At 65.8% G+C, this 17,618-nt stretch carries 12 protein-coding genes and 3 tRNA genes; 4 read left to right on the plus strand and 11 right to left on the minus strand.

Features of this window, described 5'->3' with window-relative positions; translation table 11 throughout:
* Entirely contained in the window at nt 1–1,446 is a 1,446-nt protein-coding gene (gene gltX, locus ACH6CV_RS01585) for a glutamate--tRNA ligase (RefSeq protein WP_456356402.1), read from the minus strand.
* 155 nt (nt 1,447–1,601) lie between these two features.
* On the opposite strand from gltX, the gene ACH6CV_RS01590 reads away from it, so the two are divergent.
* Both ACH6CV_RS01590 and ACH6CV_RS01595 read left to right on the plus strand, forming a co-directional pair.
* Nucleotides 1,602–2,471: a DNA-3-methyladenine glycosylase family protein gene (locus ACH6CV_RS01590; RefSeq protein WP_456356403.1), complete on the plus strand. Its 870-nt coding sequence runs from the start codon at nt 1,602–1,604 to the stop codon at nt 2,469–2,471.
* Nucleotides 2,472–2,568: 97 nt separating this feature from the next.
* Nucleotides 2,569–3,342: a helix-turn-helix transcriptional regulator gene (locus ACH6CV_RS01595; protein WP_456356404.1), complete on the plus strand. Its 774-nt coding sequence runs from the start codon at nt 2,569–2,571 to the stop codon at nt 3,340–3,342.
* 82 nt (nt 3,343–3,424) lie between these two features.
* Here the strand turns inward: ACH6CV_RS01595 and ACH6CV_RS01600 are convergent, their stop codons facing one another.
* From ACH6CV_RS01600 to ACH6CV_RS01635, 8 genes are all read right to left on the minus strand, one after another.
* On the minus strand, nt 3,425–5,362 hold the full coding sequence (locus ACH6CV_RS01600; RefSeq protein WP_456356405.1) for a YgiQ family radical SAM protein: 1,938 nt from the start codon (nt 5,360–5,362) through the stop codon (nt 3,425–3,427).
* 10 nt (nt 5,363–5,372) lie between these two features.
* Nucleotides 5,373–9,062: a transcription-repair coupling factor gene (mfd, locus tag ACH6CV_RS01605; protein WP_456356406.1), complete on the minus strand. Its 3,690-nt coding sequence runs from the start codon at nt 9,060–9,062 to the stop codon at nt 5,373–5,375.
* A 17-nt stretch (nt 9,063–9,079) separates the two neighbouring features.
* Entirely contained in the window at nt 9,080–9,643 is a 564-nt protein-coding gene (pth, locus tag ACH6CV_RS01610; RefSeq protein WP_456356407.1) for an aminoacyl-tRNA hydrolase, read from the minus strand.
* A 141-nt stretch (nt 9,644–9,784) separates the two neighbouring features.
* The gene (locus tag ACH6CV_RS01615; RefSeq protein ID WP_456356408.1) at nt 9,785–11,041 is read right to left on the minus strand and encodes a diaminopimelate decarboxylase family protein; all 1,257 of its coding nucleotides are present in this window, start codon (nt 11,039–11,041) and stop codon (nt 9,785–9,787) included.
* A 3-nt stretch (nt 11,042–11,044) separates the two neighbouring features.
* A complete protein-coding gene (locus tag ACH6CV_RS01620) occupies nt 11,045–13,402 on the minus strand; it encodes a diguanylate cyclase domain-containing protein (protein ID WP_456356409.1) in 2,358 nt (785 codons plus the stop codon).
* A 253-nt stretch (nt 13,403–13,655) separates the two neighbouring features.
* Nucleotides 13,656–13,729, minus strand: a tRNA-Gly gene (locus ACH6CV_RS01625).
* Nucleotides 13,730–13,984: 255 nt separating this feature from the next.
* Nucleotides 13,985–14,060: transfer RNA gene (locus tag ACH6CV_RS01630), tRNA-Gly, on the minus strand.
* A gap of 15 nt (nt 14,061–14,075) precedes the next feature.
* Nucleotides 14,076–14,160, minus strand: a tRNA-Leu gene (locus ACH6CV_RS01635).
* Nucleotides 14,161–14,334: 174 nt separating this feature from the next.
* Here ACH6CV_RS01635 and ACH6CV_RS01640 point away from each other — a divergent pair.
* Complete coding sequence (locus ACH6CV_RS01640) at nt 14,335–14,607, plus strand: late competence development ComFB family protein (protein WP_456356410.1); 273 nt, start codon at nt 14,335–14,337, stop codon at nt 14,605–14,607.
* 186 nt (nt 14,608–14,793) lie between these two features.
* Nucleotides 14,794–14,988 carry a putative motility protein gene (locus ACH6CV_RS01645; RefSeq protein ID WP_456356411.1) on the plus strand — a complete coding sequence of 65 codons (195 nt, stop codon included), beginning with the start codon at nt 14,794–14,796 and terminating at the stop codon, nt 14,986–14,988.
* 9 nt (nt 14,989–14,997) lie between these two features.
* Here ACH6CV_RS01645 and ACH6CV_RS01650 read toward each other — a convergent pair whose 3' ends face one another.
* Nucleotides 14,998–15,825 carry a response regulator transcription factor gene (locus ACH6CV_RS01650; protein WP_456356412.1) on the minus strand — a complete coding sequence of 276 codons (828 nt, stop codon included), beginning with the start codon at nt 15,823–15,825 and terminating at the stop codon, nt 14,998–15,000.
* Nucleotides 15,797–17,536, minus strand: a complete 1,740-nt coding sequence (locus ACH6CV_RS01655) for a sensor histidine kinase (RefSeq protein WP_456356413.1) — start codon at nt 17,534–17,536, stop codon at nt 15,797–15,799. Before ACH6CV_RS01655 ends, ACH6CV_RS01650 begins: the two co-directional genes overlap by 29 nt.
* Nucleotides 17,537–17,618 lie beyond the last annotated feature (82 nt).

Raw genomic sequence — 17,618 nt, forward strand, 5'->3', positions numbered from 1 at the left:
TCAAGCCTCCAACTGTGCGATGGCGCGGTCGAGGCGCTTCAGCGTCTCGGCCTTGCCCAGCAGGTACGCGATCTCGATCGCGCCGCCGGGCGTTGAAGCCTTGCCCGAAATCGCGATGCGCAGCGGCCACAGCGCCTGCCCGGTCTTCATCTGGAACTGCTCGATCGCCGCCGTCACCGCCGCGTGAATGCCCGCCTCGCTGAAATCCGCGACGCCCTCGATCACCGGGCGCAGCTTTCTGAGCGAATCGAGCGCCACCGCGGGATCGGTCTTCATCTTCTTGTGCGTGTAGAGCGCGGTGTCGAACGAGGGCATCTGCGCCAGGAAGTCGACCATGCCGGGGATCTGGCCCAGCACCTCGGTGCGCGTGTGCAGCAGCTCCGCGATGCGCGCAAAGTCGAATTTCTCGGGGTCGAGCACCTGTTTGAGCCAGGGCGTCGCGCGCTCGAGGAATTCCTCGGGGGGAAGAGCGCGCATGTACTCGGCGTTGAACCAGGTCAGCTTGTTCATGTCGAAGATCGAGGGCGCCTTGCTCAGACCCTCGAGGTCGAACGCCTGCTCAAGCTCCTCGAGCGTGAAGAACTCGCGCTCGCTGCGCGGGCTCCAACCGAGCAGCGCGATGAAGTTGATTACGGCGTCGCGCAGGTAACCCTGCTCCATCAGATCCTCGAACGAGGGATCGCCGTAGCGCTTGGATAGCTTGCGCGTGGCGTCGCGCATGACCACCGGCAGGTGCACGTAGATCGGCGGCCGCCAACCGAACGACTCGTACAGCAGATTGTACTTGGGCGCGCTCGACAGGTACTCGGTGCCGCGCATCACGTGGGTGATGCCCATCGTGTGGTCGTCCACGACGTTGGCGAAGTTGTAGGTGGGCAGAGCGTCGGCCTTGATCAGCACATTGTCGTCAAGCGTCGCGCAATCCACCTCCACATGGCCGTACAGCGCGTCGTCGAACGACGCCTTGCCGGCCAGCGGCACATTCTGGCGAATCACGTAGGGCTCGCCCGCATTGAGGCGGCGGCGGACCTCATCCCTGGATAGATGCAGGCAGTGCTTGTCGTACTTGAAGGTCTCGCCCGCAGCTTCCGCCTGCCTGCGCGCCTCGTCCAGCCGCTCCTTGGTGCAGAAGCAGTAGTACGCGCCGCCCTTTTCCACGAGCTGCTTGGCGTAGGGCAGGTAGATATCCTTGCGCTGGGTCTGGATGTAGGGGCCGTAGCCGCCGCCCACGTCCGGACCTTCGTCGTACTTGAGCCCCGCCAGCTTAAGCGACTGGTAGATCCTGTCCACCGCGCCGGGCACCTCGCGCTCCTGGTCGGTGTCCTCGATGCGCAAGATGAACGCGCCGCCCATCTTGCGCGCGAACAGGTAGGTGTAAAGCGCCGTGCGCAGGCCGCCCAAGTGCAGATACCCGGTGGGGCTGGGCGCGAAACGGGTGCGTACCATGGAGATCGACTCCTTCGTGACCGCCCTTAAGCGGGCGTAAATATAGATTTAGTATAGCATGCGTCGGTTAACTTATAGGAAAAAAGCGCGGGCGGGCAGAAATTTGTCACGAGTGCTTGCAACGGCGAATCCCTGTATATTATAATCATCGAATGATGAACACGACCTGGCAAGACAATACCCTGCGTATCGAGGGCGTGGCGCTCGATGCGCGGCTCATGCTGATCGACAGCGCGCAATGCTTCACCTGGCGCGAGTATCAGGGCAAGTTCTACAATGTGCTGTACGGCAGCGCGATTTCGGTCGAGCCGCGCCCGGACGGGCTCGTGCTCTACCCGGTGCGCGAGGATTTGGTCGAGGCCTATGTGCACTACCTCGATCTGCCGCGCGACTATAGCGCGCTTTCGGGCCGCTATGCGGGCTTCCCCTACGCCGTCATGGCCCTCGAGCGCCTGCCGGGGCTGCGGGTGCTTAATCAGCCTCCCTGGGAGGCGCTGGTCGGCTTCATCCTGTCGGCCAACAACAACCTTTCGCGCATCCGGCGGCTGTGCCGGCTGCTGGCGGAGCACTACGGCGAGGCGCATGAGGCGGGCGGCCTGACGCTTAACGCGCTGCCCTCGCCCGAGGTATTGTCCGGGGTAAGCGAGCAGGCGCTGCGCGCGCTGGGTTTTGGCTATCGCGCGCCGTTCCTGGTGAACACCGCGCGCATGGTGGCGGCCGGCTTCCCGCTCGGCGAGCTCGATCGCCTGCCCTACGACGAGGCGCACGCGGAACTCACCAAACTCCCCGGCGTCGGCGACAAGGTGGCCGACTGCGTGCTGCTGTTCGGCTGCAGCCACAGCTCCGCCTTCCCGGTCGACGTGTGGGTCGACCGGCTGACCCGCGCCTGGTTTCCCGAACTCGCGCAGGCCAAGAGCCGCCCGGCGCTTAAGCGCGCCTCGCGTGCGCTGTTCGGCGAGGACGCGGGCTTGGTGCAGCAGTTCATGTTCCACTGCGCGCGCACGGGGTTAATCCCCGTCAAATAGGGCCTGCAACCACAGGTTGCCTGATTGCAATGGGTTGCTTGCTTGCGGAAGGCAGGCGTTTTTGATATATTGAAGCCCGTTGAAGGGGGGCTTTTCTGTGTTTTCTGAACGATTGATCGCGCTTCGGCGCAAACAGGGCTGGTCGCAGGAAATGCTGGCCGAGCGGCTGGACGTATCGCGACAGGCAGTCGGCAAGTGGGAGTCAGGCGGCAGCATGCCCGAGTTGCCCAAACTGATTCAGTTGGCCGATCTGTTCGGCGCAAGCCTCGACGAACTGGTGCTGGGCAAGCCATCGCCCGATGCGGGCGCAGGTTCCCTCGACCAGGCTGCGCTGCTCGAGCAGTTGCGTCAGCTTGAGCGCGCCATCGAGCGGCGCGATATCTATGAATACAAGAGCGAAGCCGCTTTCCTGGGCCTGCCGCTCATCCATGTTAAGTTCTCTCGCTTTTCGGGTCGGCCCGCGGTGGCGCGCGGCGTGATCGCGGTGGGCGATATCGCGCTGGGCGGCTTCGCACTGGGCGGCATTGCCGCCGGGCTTATCAGCCTTGGCGGGCTGTCGGCGGGGCTCTTGTTGGCGCTGGGCGGCATGGCGCTCGGCGGCGTCGCCTTCGGCGGCATCGCGGTGGGCGCGCTGGCCATCGGCGGCATGGCGCTCGGCCTGTACTCCATGGGCGGTATGGCTGTGGCGAGGGAACTGGCCATCGGCGGCATGGCAGTCGGACGCGTGGCCATCGGCCAGGTCACCGACGGACAATGGACCCTCGACGCCACCGGCGCGTCGCGCGAAATGATCGCCGCGTTCATCCGCCAGCACAGCCCCAGCATCGGCGAGTGGCCGGCGCGGTTGATGTCGGTCTTTGGGATGGGGTAAGAACCGTTCAATCGCGGCGGCCATCTGCCCTTAATTGTCTTTGCCAATTGAAAGCAAGATAGGGGCCGCACGGAGCGTAACCTCAGCGCTTCTTTGAGGCGGGACGCCTGGGTGCGCGGGATGGCCTGCCGCCGCGCGTCGGCGCGGCCCCTCCCCTGCCGGCCTTGGGGCGGCTTGCGCCGCTCTTGCGGGGCGCGCCCCGCTGTCCGGGCCAGCCGCTTTGTCCCGGCGCAGGCCGCATCTCGCGCACCAGGCAATGCGGACCGGTGCCGATCAGGTCCTGCCGGCCGGCTTTTTTGAGCGCTTCCAGCACCAGCGCGCGGTTCTCCGGGCGGAAGTACTGCATCAGCGCGCGCTGCATCGCCTTTTCGTGCGGGTCGCGCGCCACGTAAACCCTCTGCATGTCGCGCGGGTCGAGGCCGGTAAAGAACATGGCGGTGGACATCGTGCCCGGCGTCGGGTAGAAGTCCTGCACCTGCTCGGGGCGCAGGCCCGATTGCTTCAGGTATTCGGCCAGCGTCACCGCGTCGTGCAGCGTCGAGCCGGGGTGGCTGGACATCAGGTAGGGCACCAGATATTGCTCGAGCCCCGCGCGCTTATTGGCCTCGCGGTATTGCTGCACGAACCGCTCGAATACGTCCGCCCCCGGCTTGCCCATCTTGCGCAGCACCGCGCCCGACACATGCTCGGGGGCCACCTTGAGCTGGCCCGACACATGGTTGCGCACCAGCTCGTCGAGGAACGCGCCGCTCTTGTCCTTGAGCAGATAATCATAGCGGATGCCCGATCGGATGAACACCTTCTTGACCCCGGGCACCGCGCGCAGCGCGCGCAGCACCGCGATGTAGTCGCCGTGATCGGCGTCCAACTGTTTGCAGGGCTCGGGAAACAGGCATTGCCGGTTCTTGCATGCGCCGTGCGTGAGCTGCTTCGCGCACGCCGGATGGCGGAAGTTGGCCGTCGGGCCGCCCACGTCGTGGATGTAGCCCTTGAAGTCCTTCATATGCGTGAGCCTAACCGCCTCGGCGACCAGCGATTGTCGGCTGCGCGAGGTCACGATGCGTCCCTGATGCATGGTCAGCGCGCAGAAGTTGCACGCGCCGAAGCAGCCGCGCGACGAGGAAAGCGAAAATTCCACCTCGCCCAGCGCCGGCACGCCGCCCGCCGCATCGTACATCGGGTGCCAGGCGCGCGCGTAGGGCAGCGCGTAGACCCGGTCGAGTTCCTGCGTCGTGAGCGGCATAGCGGGCGGGTGCTGGCACAGGTAGCGCTTGCCGTGCTGCTGGCACAGCCCCACACCCCGCACGGGGTCCTGCTCGTCGTACTGGATCCTGAACGCGCGCGCGTAGGCCGCTTTGTCGTGCGCCACCTCGGCCGCCGAGTCGAGCAAGATGTACCCGTCGATCGGCTCCCTGCGCATCACGCAGGTGCCGGCGATGCGCGAATCCGCGACGGGCGCGCCGGTTTCAAGGTATTTCGCCGCCTCGACGATCACCCGCTCGCCCATGCCGTACAGCAGCATGTCCGCGCCGCTGTCGACCAGGACCGAGTTGCGCACCCGGTCGTCCCAATAGTCGTAGTGCGCGAACCGCCGAAGCGACGCCTCCACCCCGCCGATCAGGATGGGCACGCCGGAGAAGGCCTCGCGCACGCGGTTGGCGTACACGATCGTCGCGCGATCGGGCCGGCGGCCGGCCACGCCGCCGGGGCTGTAGACGTCCTGACTTCGAGGCTTGCGGGCGGCGGTGTAGTGGTTGACCATCGAGTCGATCACCCCGCCCGAGATCAAAAAGCCCAGCCGGGGCGCGCCAAAGCGCTTGAAGTCCTCGGCGGTCGTCCACTTCGGCTGCGGCAGCACGCACACGCGGTAGCCCGCGCGCTCGAGCACCCGCGCGATGATCGCGTGCCCGAACGACGGGTGATCGACGTAGGCGTCCGCACTGACCAGCACGAAGTCGCAAATCTCCCACCCGCGCGCGTGCATTTCGTCCAAGGTGACCGGGAGAAATCCGTTTGACATAAGAGTTCCTTTATACCTCCACTACCTTCGGCACCACATCCTCGAGCATTTCCACCGCACCGCGCAGCAGCTCCTCGACATCCTTGCCCATGTCCACATAGTGCAGTGCCGGTTCCTTGCCCGCGATCAGGCGCACGTGCTTCTCGTGCTTCGCAAGCGCCGCGACCAGGCGCGCCACGTCGGGGTCGGCGCTCTTGGCGAACCGCAGCTTGAGCTCGCCCCGAAGCATCGACGCCGACTCGATGCCCAGCCGCTGGCACAGCGCCTTCAGGTGCGCGATCTCGATCAGGTTCATGACGGGCTTGCCCGGGTCGCCGAAACGGTCGACCAGCTCCTCGATCAGGTCCTCGCGCCCGTCGCGATCTCGGATGGACGCGATCTTCTTGTACACCTCGACGCGCGTCATATCGCTGGGCACATAGGCCTGCGGCAGGTAGGCGTCGATCTTGAGCTCCACACGGGTCTCGATGTCGCCTTGCGAAGCGTCGCCGCGCAGGAGGCGCACCGCGTCCTCGATCATCTTGACGTACAGGTCGTAGCCCACCGACGCCATGTGCCCCGACTGCTCCGCGCCCAAAATGTTGCCCGTGCCCCGAATCTCGAGGTCGCGCATCGCCACGCGGAAACCCGCGCCGAACTCCGTGAACTCGCGGATCGCGTTCAGCCGCTTGTCGGCGGTCTCGGTCAGTACCTTACCCGGGCTGACCGTCAGAAATGCGTAGGCCAGCCGATTCGACCGGCCCACGCGCCCGCGCAGCTGGTACAGCTGCGCGAGGCCAAACCGGTCGGCGTCGCACACGATCAGCGTATTGGCGCGCGGCACGTCGAGCCCGGCCTCGATGATCGTGGTGCACAGCAGCACGTTGTACTTGCCCTCGTAGAAGTCGAGCATCACGTCCTCGAGCGCGTGCTCGCGCATCTGGCCGTGTCCCACCGCGATGCGCGCCTCGGGCACCAGCCGCTTGAGCCGCGCGTACATCACCTCGATCGTCTGCACCCGGTTGTGCAGCACGTACACCTGACCGCCGCGCGACAGCTCGCGCAAAATGGCGTCGCGCATCAGCCCGTCGGAATATTCGACCACGTAGGTCTGCACCGGATATCGCTCCTCGGGCGGGGTGCGCAAAAGGCTCATGTCGCGGATGCCCACCATCGACATGTGCAGCGTACGCGGGATCGGCGTCGCCGACAGCGTCAGCACGTCGATGTTCTTCTTGAACTGCTTGATCGTCTCCTTGTGCTTGACGCCGAAGCGCTGCTCCTCGTCCACGACCAGCAGCCCCAGGTCCTTGTACGCCAAGTCCTTGCCCAGCAGCCGGTGGGTGCCGATTACCACGTCGAGTTCCCCCGCCCGGAGCTGATCGATCACCCGCTTCTGTTCGGCCGCCGTCTTGAATCGGCTAAGCGTGTCCACCTTGACCGGGAAGCCGTCGAATCTCTTCAGCATGGTGGCGTAGTGCTGCTGCACCAAAATGGTAGTCGGTGCCAGCAGCGCCGCCTGCTTGCCGTCACAGACGCACTTGAAGATGGCGCGCAGCGCCACCTCGGTCTTGCCGTAGCCCACGTCGCCGCACAGCAGCCGGTCCATGGCGCGCGGCTTCTCCATGTCGCGCTTGATCTCCTCGATCGCCTGCGCCTGGTCGGGCGTCTCCTCGTACTCAAACGCGTCCTCGAACTGGCGCTGCCAGGGCGTGTCGGGCGCAAACGCATAGCCGGGCGCGCTGGTTCGCCGGGCGTACAGCTTGACAAGCTCGCCCGCGATGTCCTGCACCGCCTTCTGTACGCGGGCCTTTTGGCGCTGCCACTCGCCGCCCGACAGCCGGTTGAGCTTGGGCGCTTCGCCCTCGGAGCCGATGTACTTCTGCACCCGGTCGAGCTGGTCGGTGGGCACGTACAGCTTGTCGGTGCCCACGTATTGGATGTGCAAAAAATCTCGGAACGTGCCCTCGCTGGCCAGCCGCACCGTGCCCATGTAACGGCCGATGCCGTGGTTTTCATGCACCACGTAGTCGCCGACGTTCAGGTCGGTGAACGCCGCCAGCTTCTCGCCCGAGGACGCCTTGGCCGCCGGCTTGTGCTTGCTGGCGCCGAAGATGTCGGCCTCGGTGACCACAGAAAGCTTGATGTCCGGGTAGGCGAAGCCGTGCTCGAGCGCCGAAGAGAGGATCACCGGTTCGCCCGCCGTAAGCAGCTCGGGCGCGGGATCGACGAACGGGGCCGGACAGCCGTTTTCAAACAGCAGCCGGTTCAGCCGCTGCGCGCGCGCCACGCCGCCCGCCAGCAGCGCGATGCGCCAGCCCTCGTCCCGCCAGCGCTTGAGGTCGCGCGCGAGCTCGTGCACATTGCCCTGGTAGCCGGTCGCGGGTATGCCGTCGAACTTGTGGATGCCCCGAAAGCGAAACCCCTCGAGCGTACGCAAAAACGGGTTCATCGCGATCAGCGCGCAGCGCTCAAAGCCCACGAGCAGCTGCGCGAACGTCTTGAGCAGCGCGCCCTGCTCCGGCAGCGCGTCCTCGCGCTCGAGCGCGGTTTTTACGTGCTCCTCGAACTCGAGCAGCCGGTTGTCCACGCGCTCGCGCAGCCGCTCCGGTTGGTCGAGCGCAATGATTGGGCGGTCGAAGTAGTCTTCGAGCGCCTCGGTGTGCTCGTAGATGAGCGGCATCAGCGACTCGGCCCCGGCAAAGCTGCGCCCGTCCTTGAGCGCGTCCAGCCTCGCCGCGAAGTTGCGCCCGAGCGCCGTGCGCAGCGCGTAGTCGATTTTCTTGTCCTGATGAACGGGCGCGGCGCGCTTGGCGGATGGCTTGAGGTCGAACGCCGAAGGCAGCTCGCCGTCGTCGTCCCCGCCCATCAGCTCGAAGAACTGCTCGTAGGGCATGAGCCCGAACTCCTGCTCGAGCGCGCGCTGGCGGTCGACCGGCGCTCCGGAGGCGCGTCCGCCGGCGCGCGCGGCGACCAGCGCATCCGACAGCCGCCCGGCGGCCTCGCGCGCCATGTCGGCGGTGAGCAGCACCTCGCTCGCGGGAAAGATCTCGGCCGAGGCCCGCCGCGCGATCGAGCGCTGCGTCATCACGTCGAAGTCGCGCAGCGAGTCCACCTCGTCGTCGAAAAACTCAAGCCTGAGCGCGTTGTCCTGCCCGATCGGGTAGACATCGAGGATGCCGCCTCGCAGCGCGCACTGGCCGCGCGCCTCGGTCACGTCCACCCGCTCGTAGCCGGCAGCGACCAGGCGCGCCATCAGTTCCTGCGGGTCGAGCCGCTGCCCCTCCTTGACCCGGATCACATGCGCCTCGAACAGCGCGCGCGGCATCAGAGGGTGCATCAGCGCGTCGGCCGGCGCGACCAGCGCGCTCAGCTTCCCGGTGACGGCGCTGCCCAGCGCGTGCAGCCGGCGCATCGCGAGGTCGTGGCTGGACGCGGCGGTGCGCAAGAACGACACCTCGCGCGCCGGAAACGCGGACACCTGGCCGGGCATCAACTGCTGAAGGTCGCCGACCGCGCGCGCCGCCGCCTGCTCGCTCGACGTGACCAGGATCAGCGGACGGCCTGTCTTGACCGCCAGCGCCGCCAGCAGATGCAGCCGCTGGCTGTCGCTCACCCCCGCCACCGCCTGCGCGCCCGGCCGTGCCACCGAAGCGCACAGCGCATGAAACGCGTCAAGCTCCTCAAGCGGTCCGAACAGGCAGTTTTGAACGTCTGACATAAATCTCCCCTAAACGATTATAGGCTGGCGAAGGCCGCGGCCTTCGTCACGCCTTCCTTAACCAGCACCTCGATCGCCTGCGCAGCCTTCATGTAGCCGGCGAAAGCAATCTCGCGCTCGTCTGCGGTCTCGTAGCGCGTCAGCACGAAATCGGCCAGGTCCCAGCCCTCGGGCGGGCGGCCGATGCCCACGCGCACGCGCGGGAAGTCGTCCCGGCCGCACAAACCGATGATCGAGCGCATGCCGTTGTGCGTGCCCGCGCTGCCCTGCGCGCGCACGCGCACCTTGCCTAGCGGCAAGTCGACGTCATCGTAGGTCACGATCAACCCGCCCGGCTCGGGCTTGTACCAGTTGACCAGCTGCACCACGCTCTCGCCGCTCAGGTTCATATAGGTCTGCGGCTGGCACAGCGCCACCCGAACGCCCCCGATCATGCCCTCGCCGACCAGCGCCTTACCGCGCGACCGGGTCAGCGCGATCTTGTTGCGCTCGGCCAATATCTCCACCACGTCGAACCCGACGTTGTGCCGCGTGCGCCGATACCTCGCCCCGGGATTGCCCAGCCCCACGATGACCACCATCCGCCCCACCCCAAAAACGCATGTGCGGCGGGGAGACGCGCGTCCCCCCGCTGCCCGATCGCAGATCACGATGCCGCCGTCCGGCAAGCGTCCCATTATTGTATCCGCGCGTCCCTCCCGCTGTCAAGCGCGGGAAGGTTATCAGCCCGTCAGCCCCGGATAATCGAGCGTCGCAAAATAATCCTCCGGCGTCTCCGCTCTGCGGATCAGCTTGAAACTGCCGTCGGCCTTGAGCAGCACCTCGCCCGAGCGCAGTTTGCCGTTGTAGTTGTAGCCCATCGAGCGGCCGTGCGCGCCGGTGTCGTGGATAATCAGCAGGTCGCCGCGCTCGATTGGCGGGAGCTGGCGGTCGACCGCGAACTTGTCGTTGTTCTCGCACAATGAGCCCACCACATCGTAGGTGTGGTCGGCCGGCGCGTCTTCCTTGCCGGCGACGGTGATGTGGTGATAGGCCCCGTACATCGCCGGACGCATCAGGTCGCAGGCCGAGGCGTCCACGCCGATGTATTCCTTGTGGGTGTGCTTTTCGTGGATCGCGCGCGTGATGAGGCAGCCGACCGGGCCGGTCAGCCAGCGGCCGAGCTCGGTCGCGATGCGAAGCCCCTCAAGGGCTGTGCCCGCGATCAGCTCGTCGTAGGCGGCCTTGACGCCCGCGCCGACTTGCGCGATGTCGACCGGCCGCTCTTCGGGCCGGTAGGGGATGCCCACGCCGCCCGACAGGTTGACCGTGTATACCTCGGCGCCCGTCTCGCGGTGCACATCAATCGCCAGCTCCATCAGCAGCCGCGCCATACCGGGGTAGTAGGCCGGGTCGATCGCGTTGCTGACCAAGAACGCGTGCAGCGCGAACCGCTTTGTGCCGAGCGCCGTCAGCCGGCGCACGGCCTCGACGACCTGCGCGCGCGTCATGCCGTACTTGGCCTCGCCCGGATTCCCCATCACCCGATTGGCCACCCGATAGTCCCCGCCGGGGTTGTAGCGCAGGCAGATCCGCTCGGGGATGCCGCCGTTTTCCTTCAAAAAGTCGATATGGGTGATGTCGTCGAGGTTGATCGTGGCGTCGAGCGAGCGCGCCAGCCGGTACTCCTCGGCGGGCGTCTCGTTGGACGAGAACATGATCTCCTCACCCGAAAAGCCCACGGCGCGCGCCAGCATCAGCTCGGTCAGCGACGCACAGTCCGCGCCCAGCCCCTCGGCCTTCATCAATTGAAGCAAATGGGGATTGGGCGTGGCCTTGACCGCGAAGTACTCGCGAAAGCCCGCGTTCCAGGCAAACGCCCCGTTCAGCGCGCGCATGCGCCGAACCAGCGCGGCCTCGTCATACAGGTGGAAGGGCGTGGGGATTTCGCGGATGATCCGCTCAAGCGTATCCTTGGAGGGGACGATTCTATCGTTCATCGGTCATTGCTCCTTCTCTGACAGGACGCCGTACAGGCATTGGCTGATGGACTTGAGCAGCGCCACGCAACCCATGTGGTCGGATGGGTTGTCGAGCCCAATAAACCCGATACCCGCGCCGTCGCGGCCGATCGGCATCAGGAAGATCGACGAGATATTGTCCCCGCCGAGCATCGCAAGACCGCGTCCGCCGGTCATTTCGCGGACGTTGGCACCGGTCAGCACGACCGGCTTGTGCCCCTTGAGCGCCTCGGCGATCGCCGGCATCTCGTCAAGCTTGAGCCTTTGCCATTCATGCGGTCCCACGCCGCGCGCGTACCAGATAAAGCGCTCCTTGAGCAGAGCGTCGGCCCCGGCACCCAGCACGAAGGCGCGCTCGGCCCGGTAGTACAGCGCCAGTTCGCCGAGCAGCACGTCCATCGCGGCGGGCAGCGGCTCGGTGAGCAAGGCGGTCGTGCACCGAAGCAGCACGGAGCTGATGTCGCCGGCCTTGCCGCGCGGCTCGTCCGCCGCGCGCCGGTTGTCCTGATAGAACGCGTGGCGGTGCTTGCCCGCGAGCTTTGCGCGGTACAGCGCCTGATCCGCCCGGCGGCTGAGCTCGGCGATGTCGTCCACCCCGTCCTCCACCAAGGCGACGCCGACCGAGCAGGTGGGTTTGTCTCCCCCGTCCGGGCGTTCGAAATCCTCGAACGCGTCGCACATGGCCTGCGCGCTCTTCGCAATCTGCTCGCGCGAGGGCGCGCCCATCATCAGCGCCGCGAAGGTATCCCCGCCGAGCCTGCCCACCATGTCGCCCGACCCGAACACGCGCCGCATCGTCTCGCTCAGGTGCAGGATCAGCTGGTCGCCATCGTAGCGGCCTTTGGGATCGCGCGCGCCCTTGAACCCGTCGATGTCCACCACCAGCAGCGCGCAGCCGGGCGGAAGCCCGGGCAGCAGCTGCGAAGCTTGCTCCATGAAGGCGCGGTGCCCCATCAGGCCGGTGAGCGCGTCGCTGCCGGGACGCACGTCGGGCGCGTCGTCCTCGTGGTCCTGGCGCTCGATGTTGGCGATCCGGCCCATGAAGGCGTAAGGCGCGGACTTGTCTGCGTTAAACAGCGCGTTGTAGGCCACCCGATACCAGATCAGCGCGCCGTTCTGATGGCGCAGTTGCACGCTGGCCGTCGACTTGGGCACTGCGCGCTTCATCGCCTCGGCAAGCTTCTTGAGCGCCGCCTCGTCCTCGGACCGAGGCTCGCCCTCGGCGATCGCGTACAAGTTGTCGATCGACAGCTTGCGCCCGAGCTGGCGCTCGAACGCGCCGTTCAGCGTCAGCGCGCCGGTCGCAGCGTCTACTTCAAACAGGATCGTGTAGGACAGCGCCTCGGCCTCGCGCCGCATCGCGCCTTGGCGCCGCGCGTCGCGCCGCGCATGCGCAAGCAAGGCTTCCAGCCGCCGCCGCCACCACCAGGCGAACACCAGCAGCAGCACCGCGATTGCCGCCAACTGCAACGCCAGCCGCCAAAGCGCCGAGCGCGCCTCGACGATCGGCGCTTCCATCCGCTCGCGCGGCATGACGCAGAACAGGTAGTAATCGCCCACGCCCAGCGGCGTGTAGCTGGCGTAGCGGCGCTGGTTGCCGTAGCGGTAGGCCAGCGTGCCCGACTGCCCGTTCTGCATATCCTGCCCAAGCGCCTCGACGCTCGCCCCGTACTCGAGTACCGCCTCGCGGTAGAACTTCAGCACGTTGCCGGCGATCGACAGCAGCCCCATGTGTCGGGCGGCCACCAGGATCTCGCCGTCTTTACCGGTCACAAAGCAATAGCTGCTCTGGTCGGGCGACTGGTCGGCGAGAAACTCGGCCAGCGGGGCGTTGCTCAGCCGGCCCACCGCCAGCACGGCCAGCCGGCCGTCTTTCATGATCGGCCTGGTCGCCACAAAGCGCGCCTCGCCGCCGTCCGGCGGCCACACGCCATGGAACAGGCGCGCCTCGCCCTGAAGCGCGGCCCGGTAGTAGTCGCTCTCGCGCACGTCCAGCATTTGCCCGTCGTCCAGGTAACCCATGCCGTCCGGGCCGATCAGCCCTACCATGTCGAACGCGGCCTCGTCCGCGCCCGCGCGCATGGCCGCGGCCCGCTCGGCGCTGACCGCGCCGCTCTGCGCGGCGGCGCCCATCGCCAGCGCGCTCAGCAGGCACAGCTTGCCGTCCATCTCACCCTGGAAGGCCACCTGCTGCTCGCGGATCAAATCGTCGAGCGCGATGTCGATGCTCTGGCGCTGTCCTCGCTCGCTCGTACGCCGGTAGCCCCATATCGCGCCAGCCCCTGCGGCGAACAGCGCGGCCGCCACCACCCAAGCAACCACTCTTTCCCTCAGCTTCATGCGCCGTCATTCGCCTCCCGCCACGCAAAATGCCCGACCCACGGGGTTTTACTACCATTATAGCACATGCCGGCGCGGGCGAACATGGAGCGAGCGTAAAACAAAACGCCTTTCTTGCGTGAAGAAAGAGGCGTTTGGGTCACCGGGATGATTTGGGGGCGGCGGACGAGGCTCGAACGCGCGGCCTCCGCCTTGGCAAGGCGGCGCTCCGCCAACTAAGAGGCCATCGCGCGCCGACCTGTTCTCGGAAGATTGGAGCGGGTGATGGGAATCGAACCCACGTATCCAGCTTGGAAGGCTGGCGCTCTGCCATTGAGTTACACCCGCATCAGGAACCGTTAACGGTGAGTATTATACCTTCCCGGCGCGCGTTTGTCAACCGCCGGGCAATCGGCGATTGATTCGTAGGGATTGACTCGGGCGCCTCAGGCGGGGGGATTTTTCGTCCGACTGCTCCCGCAAAATGCGCGGGCGCGGCGGCGCTGCGTCAGGCGTTTTGCAGCAACGAGCGGGCGGCGAACTCCCCTTGCCCCGCAGGGGGCGTTTCATTGCAAAAATCGGGTCAGTGACCCGATTTTTGGATGGAGCGGTAGACGAGACTCGGACTCGCGACCTCCACCTTGGCAAGGTGGCGCTCTACCAACTGAGCTACTACCGCGCGCTTCATGATAATTGGTGCGGGCGAAGAGACTCGAACTCATACGCCTCTGTGGCACCAGATCCTAAATCTGGCGCGTCTGCCATTCCGCCACGCCCGCATCAAGGACCGCCAACGATTTATTATTATATCCATTCGGCGCGCGTTTGTCAACCGTTTGGCGCAACAATTTTCCCGGTCGAACGGCTTGCATTTACGAGCGGAGAATGATATGATTTGGGACAAGGCGGATATGTCCGCAACATGCGCCGCGCGCGGCGAAAGAGGTATGACCATGGATGAGACCTACAACGTGCAAAATGTGTCGGAAGCGCTGGTGGAGATGTACCTGGATCAGTGTATCGCCGACACGGGCATGTGCGGCTGCGCGAGATGCCGGGCCGACGTGAAGGCCTACGCGCTCAACAACTTCCGCCCGTTCTACGTGGTGACCGATTTCGGCGACGTGATGACGCGCACCCAGGCGCTGTCGATTCAGTTCTACGCCGACATCCTCACCGCGATTATGAAGGGCGTGGTGATCGTCAGGGATAATCCGCGGCATTAGGCCATCGCCGATTAAAGCACGCGTGCGGCAGCGTCAGAATAGATCGGCGCTTATCCGGTCCCTGCATGCCGCCGGAATCGATCGGTCGATGTACGCGCGCGTCGGCTGACGCGGTACGCCGGGCGGGTTTGACGCGCTCATCTTTTGGCGCTGCGCTCCGATATACATGGCAGGAGGTGCGTGTCGGTGGAAATCTCCAACTACCTCATATCGGCCGCCATATCGTCGAGCCAGTCGCAGCTCGCGCAGTCGGTCGGCGTCGCGCTGATCAAGAAGGTCATGGACGGACAGGAATCGCAGGCCGCCGCGCTGGTCGAGCAGCTAAGCAGCGCCGCCGTCGCCCCGCCGCCGTCCGGGCACCTGATTGAGATCACCGTCTGAGGAATCCGGTTACTCTCCGTCATCGGTTTCTTCGTCGCGCAATGCCTTCTCCACACAGGCCCTTTCGTATTCCTTGGGCGACACGCCGAAGACCATCTTGAACCGCTTGCTAAAGTAGAAGATGTTGCTGTAGCCGACCAGGAAGGCGATGTCGGTGATCTTATGCCCGCGCGAGCGGATCAGCGCCGCGGCGCGCTGCATGCGCACGAGCGTGATGTACTGGTGGATCGACAGCTTGTTGACCTTCTTGAAGATGCTGCCCAGGTAGGAGATGTTCATCTGGAACAGCTCGGCGAGGCCCGTGACGCTGAGGTCGGGCTCGGCGTAGTGCCGCTCGATGTAGCGGCAGATCTTGCGGCTGGTGGCGACGTCGGAGGGGAGGCTGGGCTGCGTTGCGCCGTCGCCCGGCGCGGCTTCACCGCGGCCCGCCAGCTTGAGCATGCGCCCCTGCTCCAAGTCCTGCTCGAGCATTTGGATCGCTCGTTCGATCGACCGGTTCAGGTCGCCCTCCTCGCAGGGCTTGAGCAGGTAGTCGACCACGCCGTGGCGGATGCCACCCTGCGCGTAGCTGAAGTCGTTGAAGCCCGACAGCAGGATGATCCGGGTGCCCAGGTGGCGCTCGTACGCGTACCGCGCCACGTCGATGCCGCTCATGTCGGGGAGCTTGATGTCCAGCACCATCAGGTCGACCCCGGCGTCCAGCAGCCCGATGGCCTCGCGACCGTTCGCGGCTTCGCCGGCCGGCTCGACGCCGAGGCGCGTCCAGTTGATGATCTTCTTGAGGCGCTGGCGGATGTAGTATTCGTCGTCAACGATCGCCAGCCGGTATTTCAGCATCGTCCGCGCCCCCTTCCCGGATCGTCAGCTCCACGAGGCAGCCGCCCTGCTCGCCGTTTCGGATGCTCAGGCCCGAGTCGTTCCCGAAGTAGAGCGCCAGGCGCTTGCGCACATTGGTCAGCCCGTAACGGGAGCCCGGCTGCCCATCGGCCGGCATGCCGCCTTCCGTCATGAGCCCCGCGCCATTGTCCTCGACCGACAGCACGATGCGCCCTTGCGCCCTGCGTACGCGAATGTGAATGAACCCCGGATGGTCGACATGCGCGAATCCGTGCTCGATCGCGTTCTCGGCCACCGGCTGCAGCACGAGCTTGGGGATCTTGACGCCCGCGAGCTCCCGCGGACAGTCGATCGAGAAGTCGAAGCGGCCCACGGTGCGGATCTTCATGATCTCGAGGTAGTTGCGCGTGATCTCGAGCTCCTCCGCGATCGTGACGATCGAGCCGCCGCCGCTGAGCGACTTGCGGTAAAACGCCGACAGCCGGAGCACCATCTTCGTGAGCGCCTCGGTCTCGCCGATCTCGGCCAGCGAGCATATGTTGTCCAGCGTGTTGTAGAGAAAGTGCGGGTTGATCTGTTCTTGCAGCGCGTTCAGCAGCAGCCGCGCCTTGGCCTCCTCCGACTCGACGAGCCGGTTCTTGAGTTCCTCCTGCGCCGTAATCATGCGGTTGAACGCGCGCAGCAGCGCCCGAATCTCGCCGTCCTCGGCGATCGACTCGTCGATCGTCAGCCAGGCCCCGTGCCGGATCGTGCGGGTGTGGCCGATCAGCGCGTCGATCGGATGGGTGATCGTGCGCGATATCCGGCGGGCGGCCAGCGCGTACAGCATCAAACAGCCGAGCGCCACGCAGCCGAAGATCACGAGGAAGTAAAGCGCCGGCGCAAAGAACTTGTCCGCGGTGATCTCGTAGACCAGCGTCCAATTGAGCCTCGCGTAGCGCCGGGCGAAGACCGCCTTCGTCAGGCCGATTTGCTGTGCGCTTTGATCGCCCGAATCGAGCGCGGGCGCGGGCGCGTAAGGCGAACCCGGCTCGAGCCCCAGGGAGCTGCTTTGTACCAGCCCATCGGCGTCGAGCACCGCGATGCTGTGGGTGTCGGAAACCGAGCGGGCGTAGGCCTTGGCGATCGCCGCCTCCGGCAGCACCAATTCGAGGTAGCCGATGTGCCGGCCCGACCGGTAGTCGAAGATCGGCGAATAGAAGGAGAACGAGTAGTTCTTGCGTTTGGCGTCGTACTTGTCGTTCTTCCAGCCCGCCCGCCAGAACGCGGCGCGCGCCTCCCGTTCAGGCGGCGCATCGGGCGTGGGTACCGGCGCGGTCGAGGCCAGCACCCGCCAGTCGGCGCCGTAGACGGTGGTGGAGCTGATGTAATCGGCGCTCGGGATGATCGCGTAGATCTGGGCGAGCGCCTGGGCCGCGTGAGCGTAGTTGAAGCGGCCGCCGGCCGCGTCGTAGGCGGCGCACAGCTTTTGTATGCCGTCGTTGGCGCGCAGCGTCTTGCCGTAGTTTTCAAACGACTGGACAAAGTAGTCGAGCTGGTTTTCGAGGTAACCGAGCTGCGCCAGCGACGACTTGCCCTCGCTCGAGACAAAGAAGGCTACAAACAAAAAGACGGCGGTCAGCGCGACGACCAGCATGGCGAAGACCGAGCTCAGGAGCATGGCGAAGAAGATCTTGCGCTGGATCGAGCGCGCTTTGAACCAGCCCTTCAAGCTTCCGTCCCCTTCCCGCCGACGATTTGTGCTTTTTCCGCTTCCATGGCATAATTATATACGAAATGGCCGTGGATTGCAA

The organism is Anaerozeibacter quisquiliarum, assembly GCF_051162045.1.
GTDB classification, from domain to species: Bacteria; Bacillota; Clostridia; order Christensenellales; family Aristaeellaceae; genus Anaerozeibacter; species Anaerozeibacter quisquiliarum.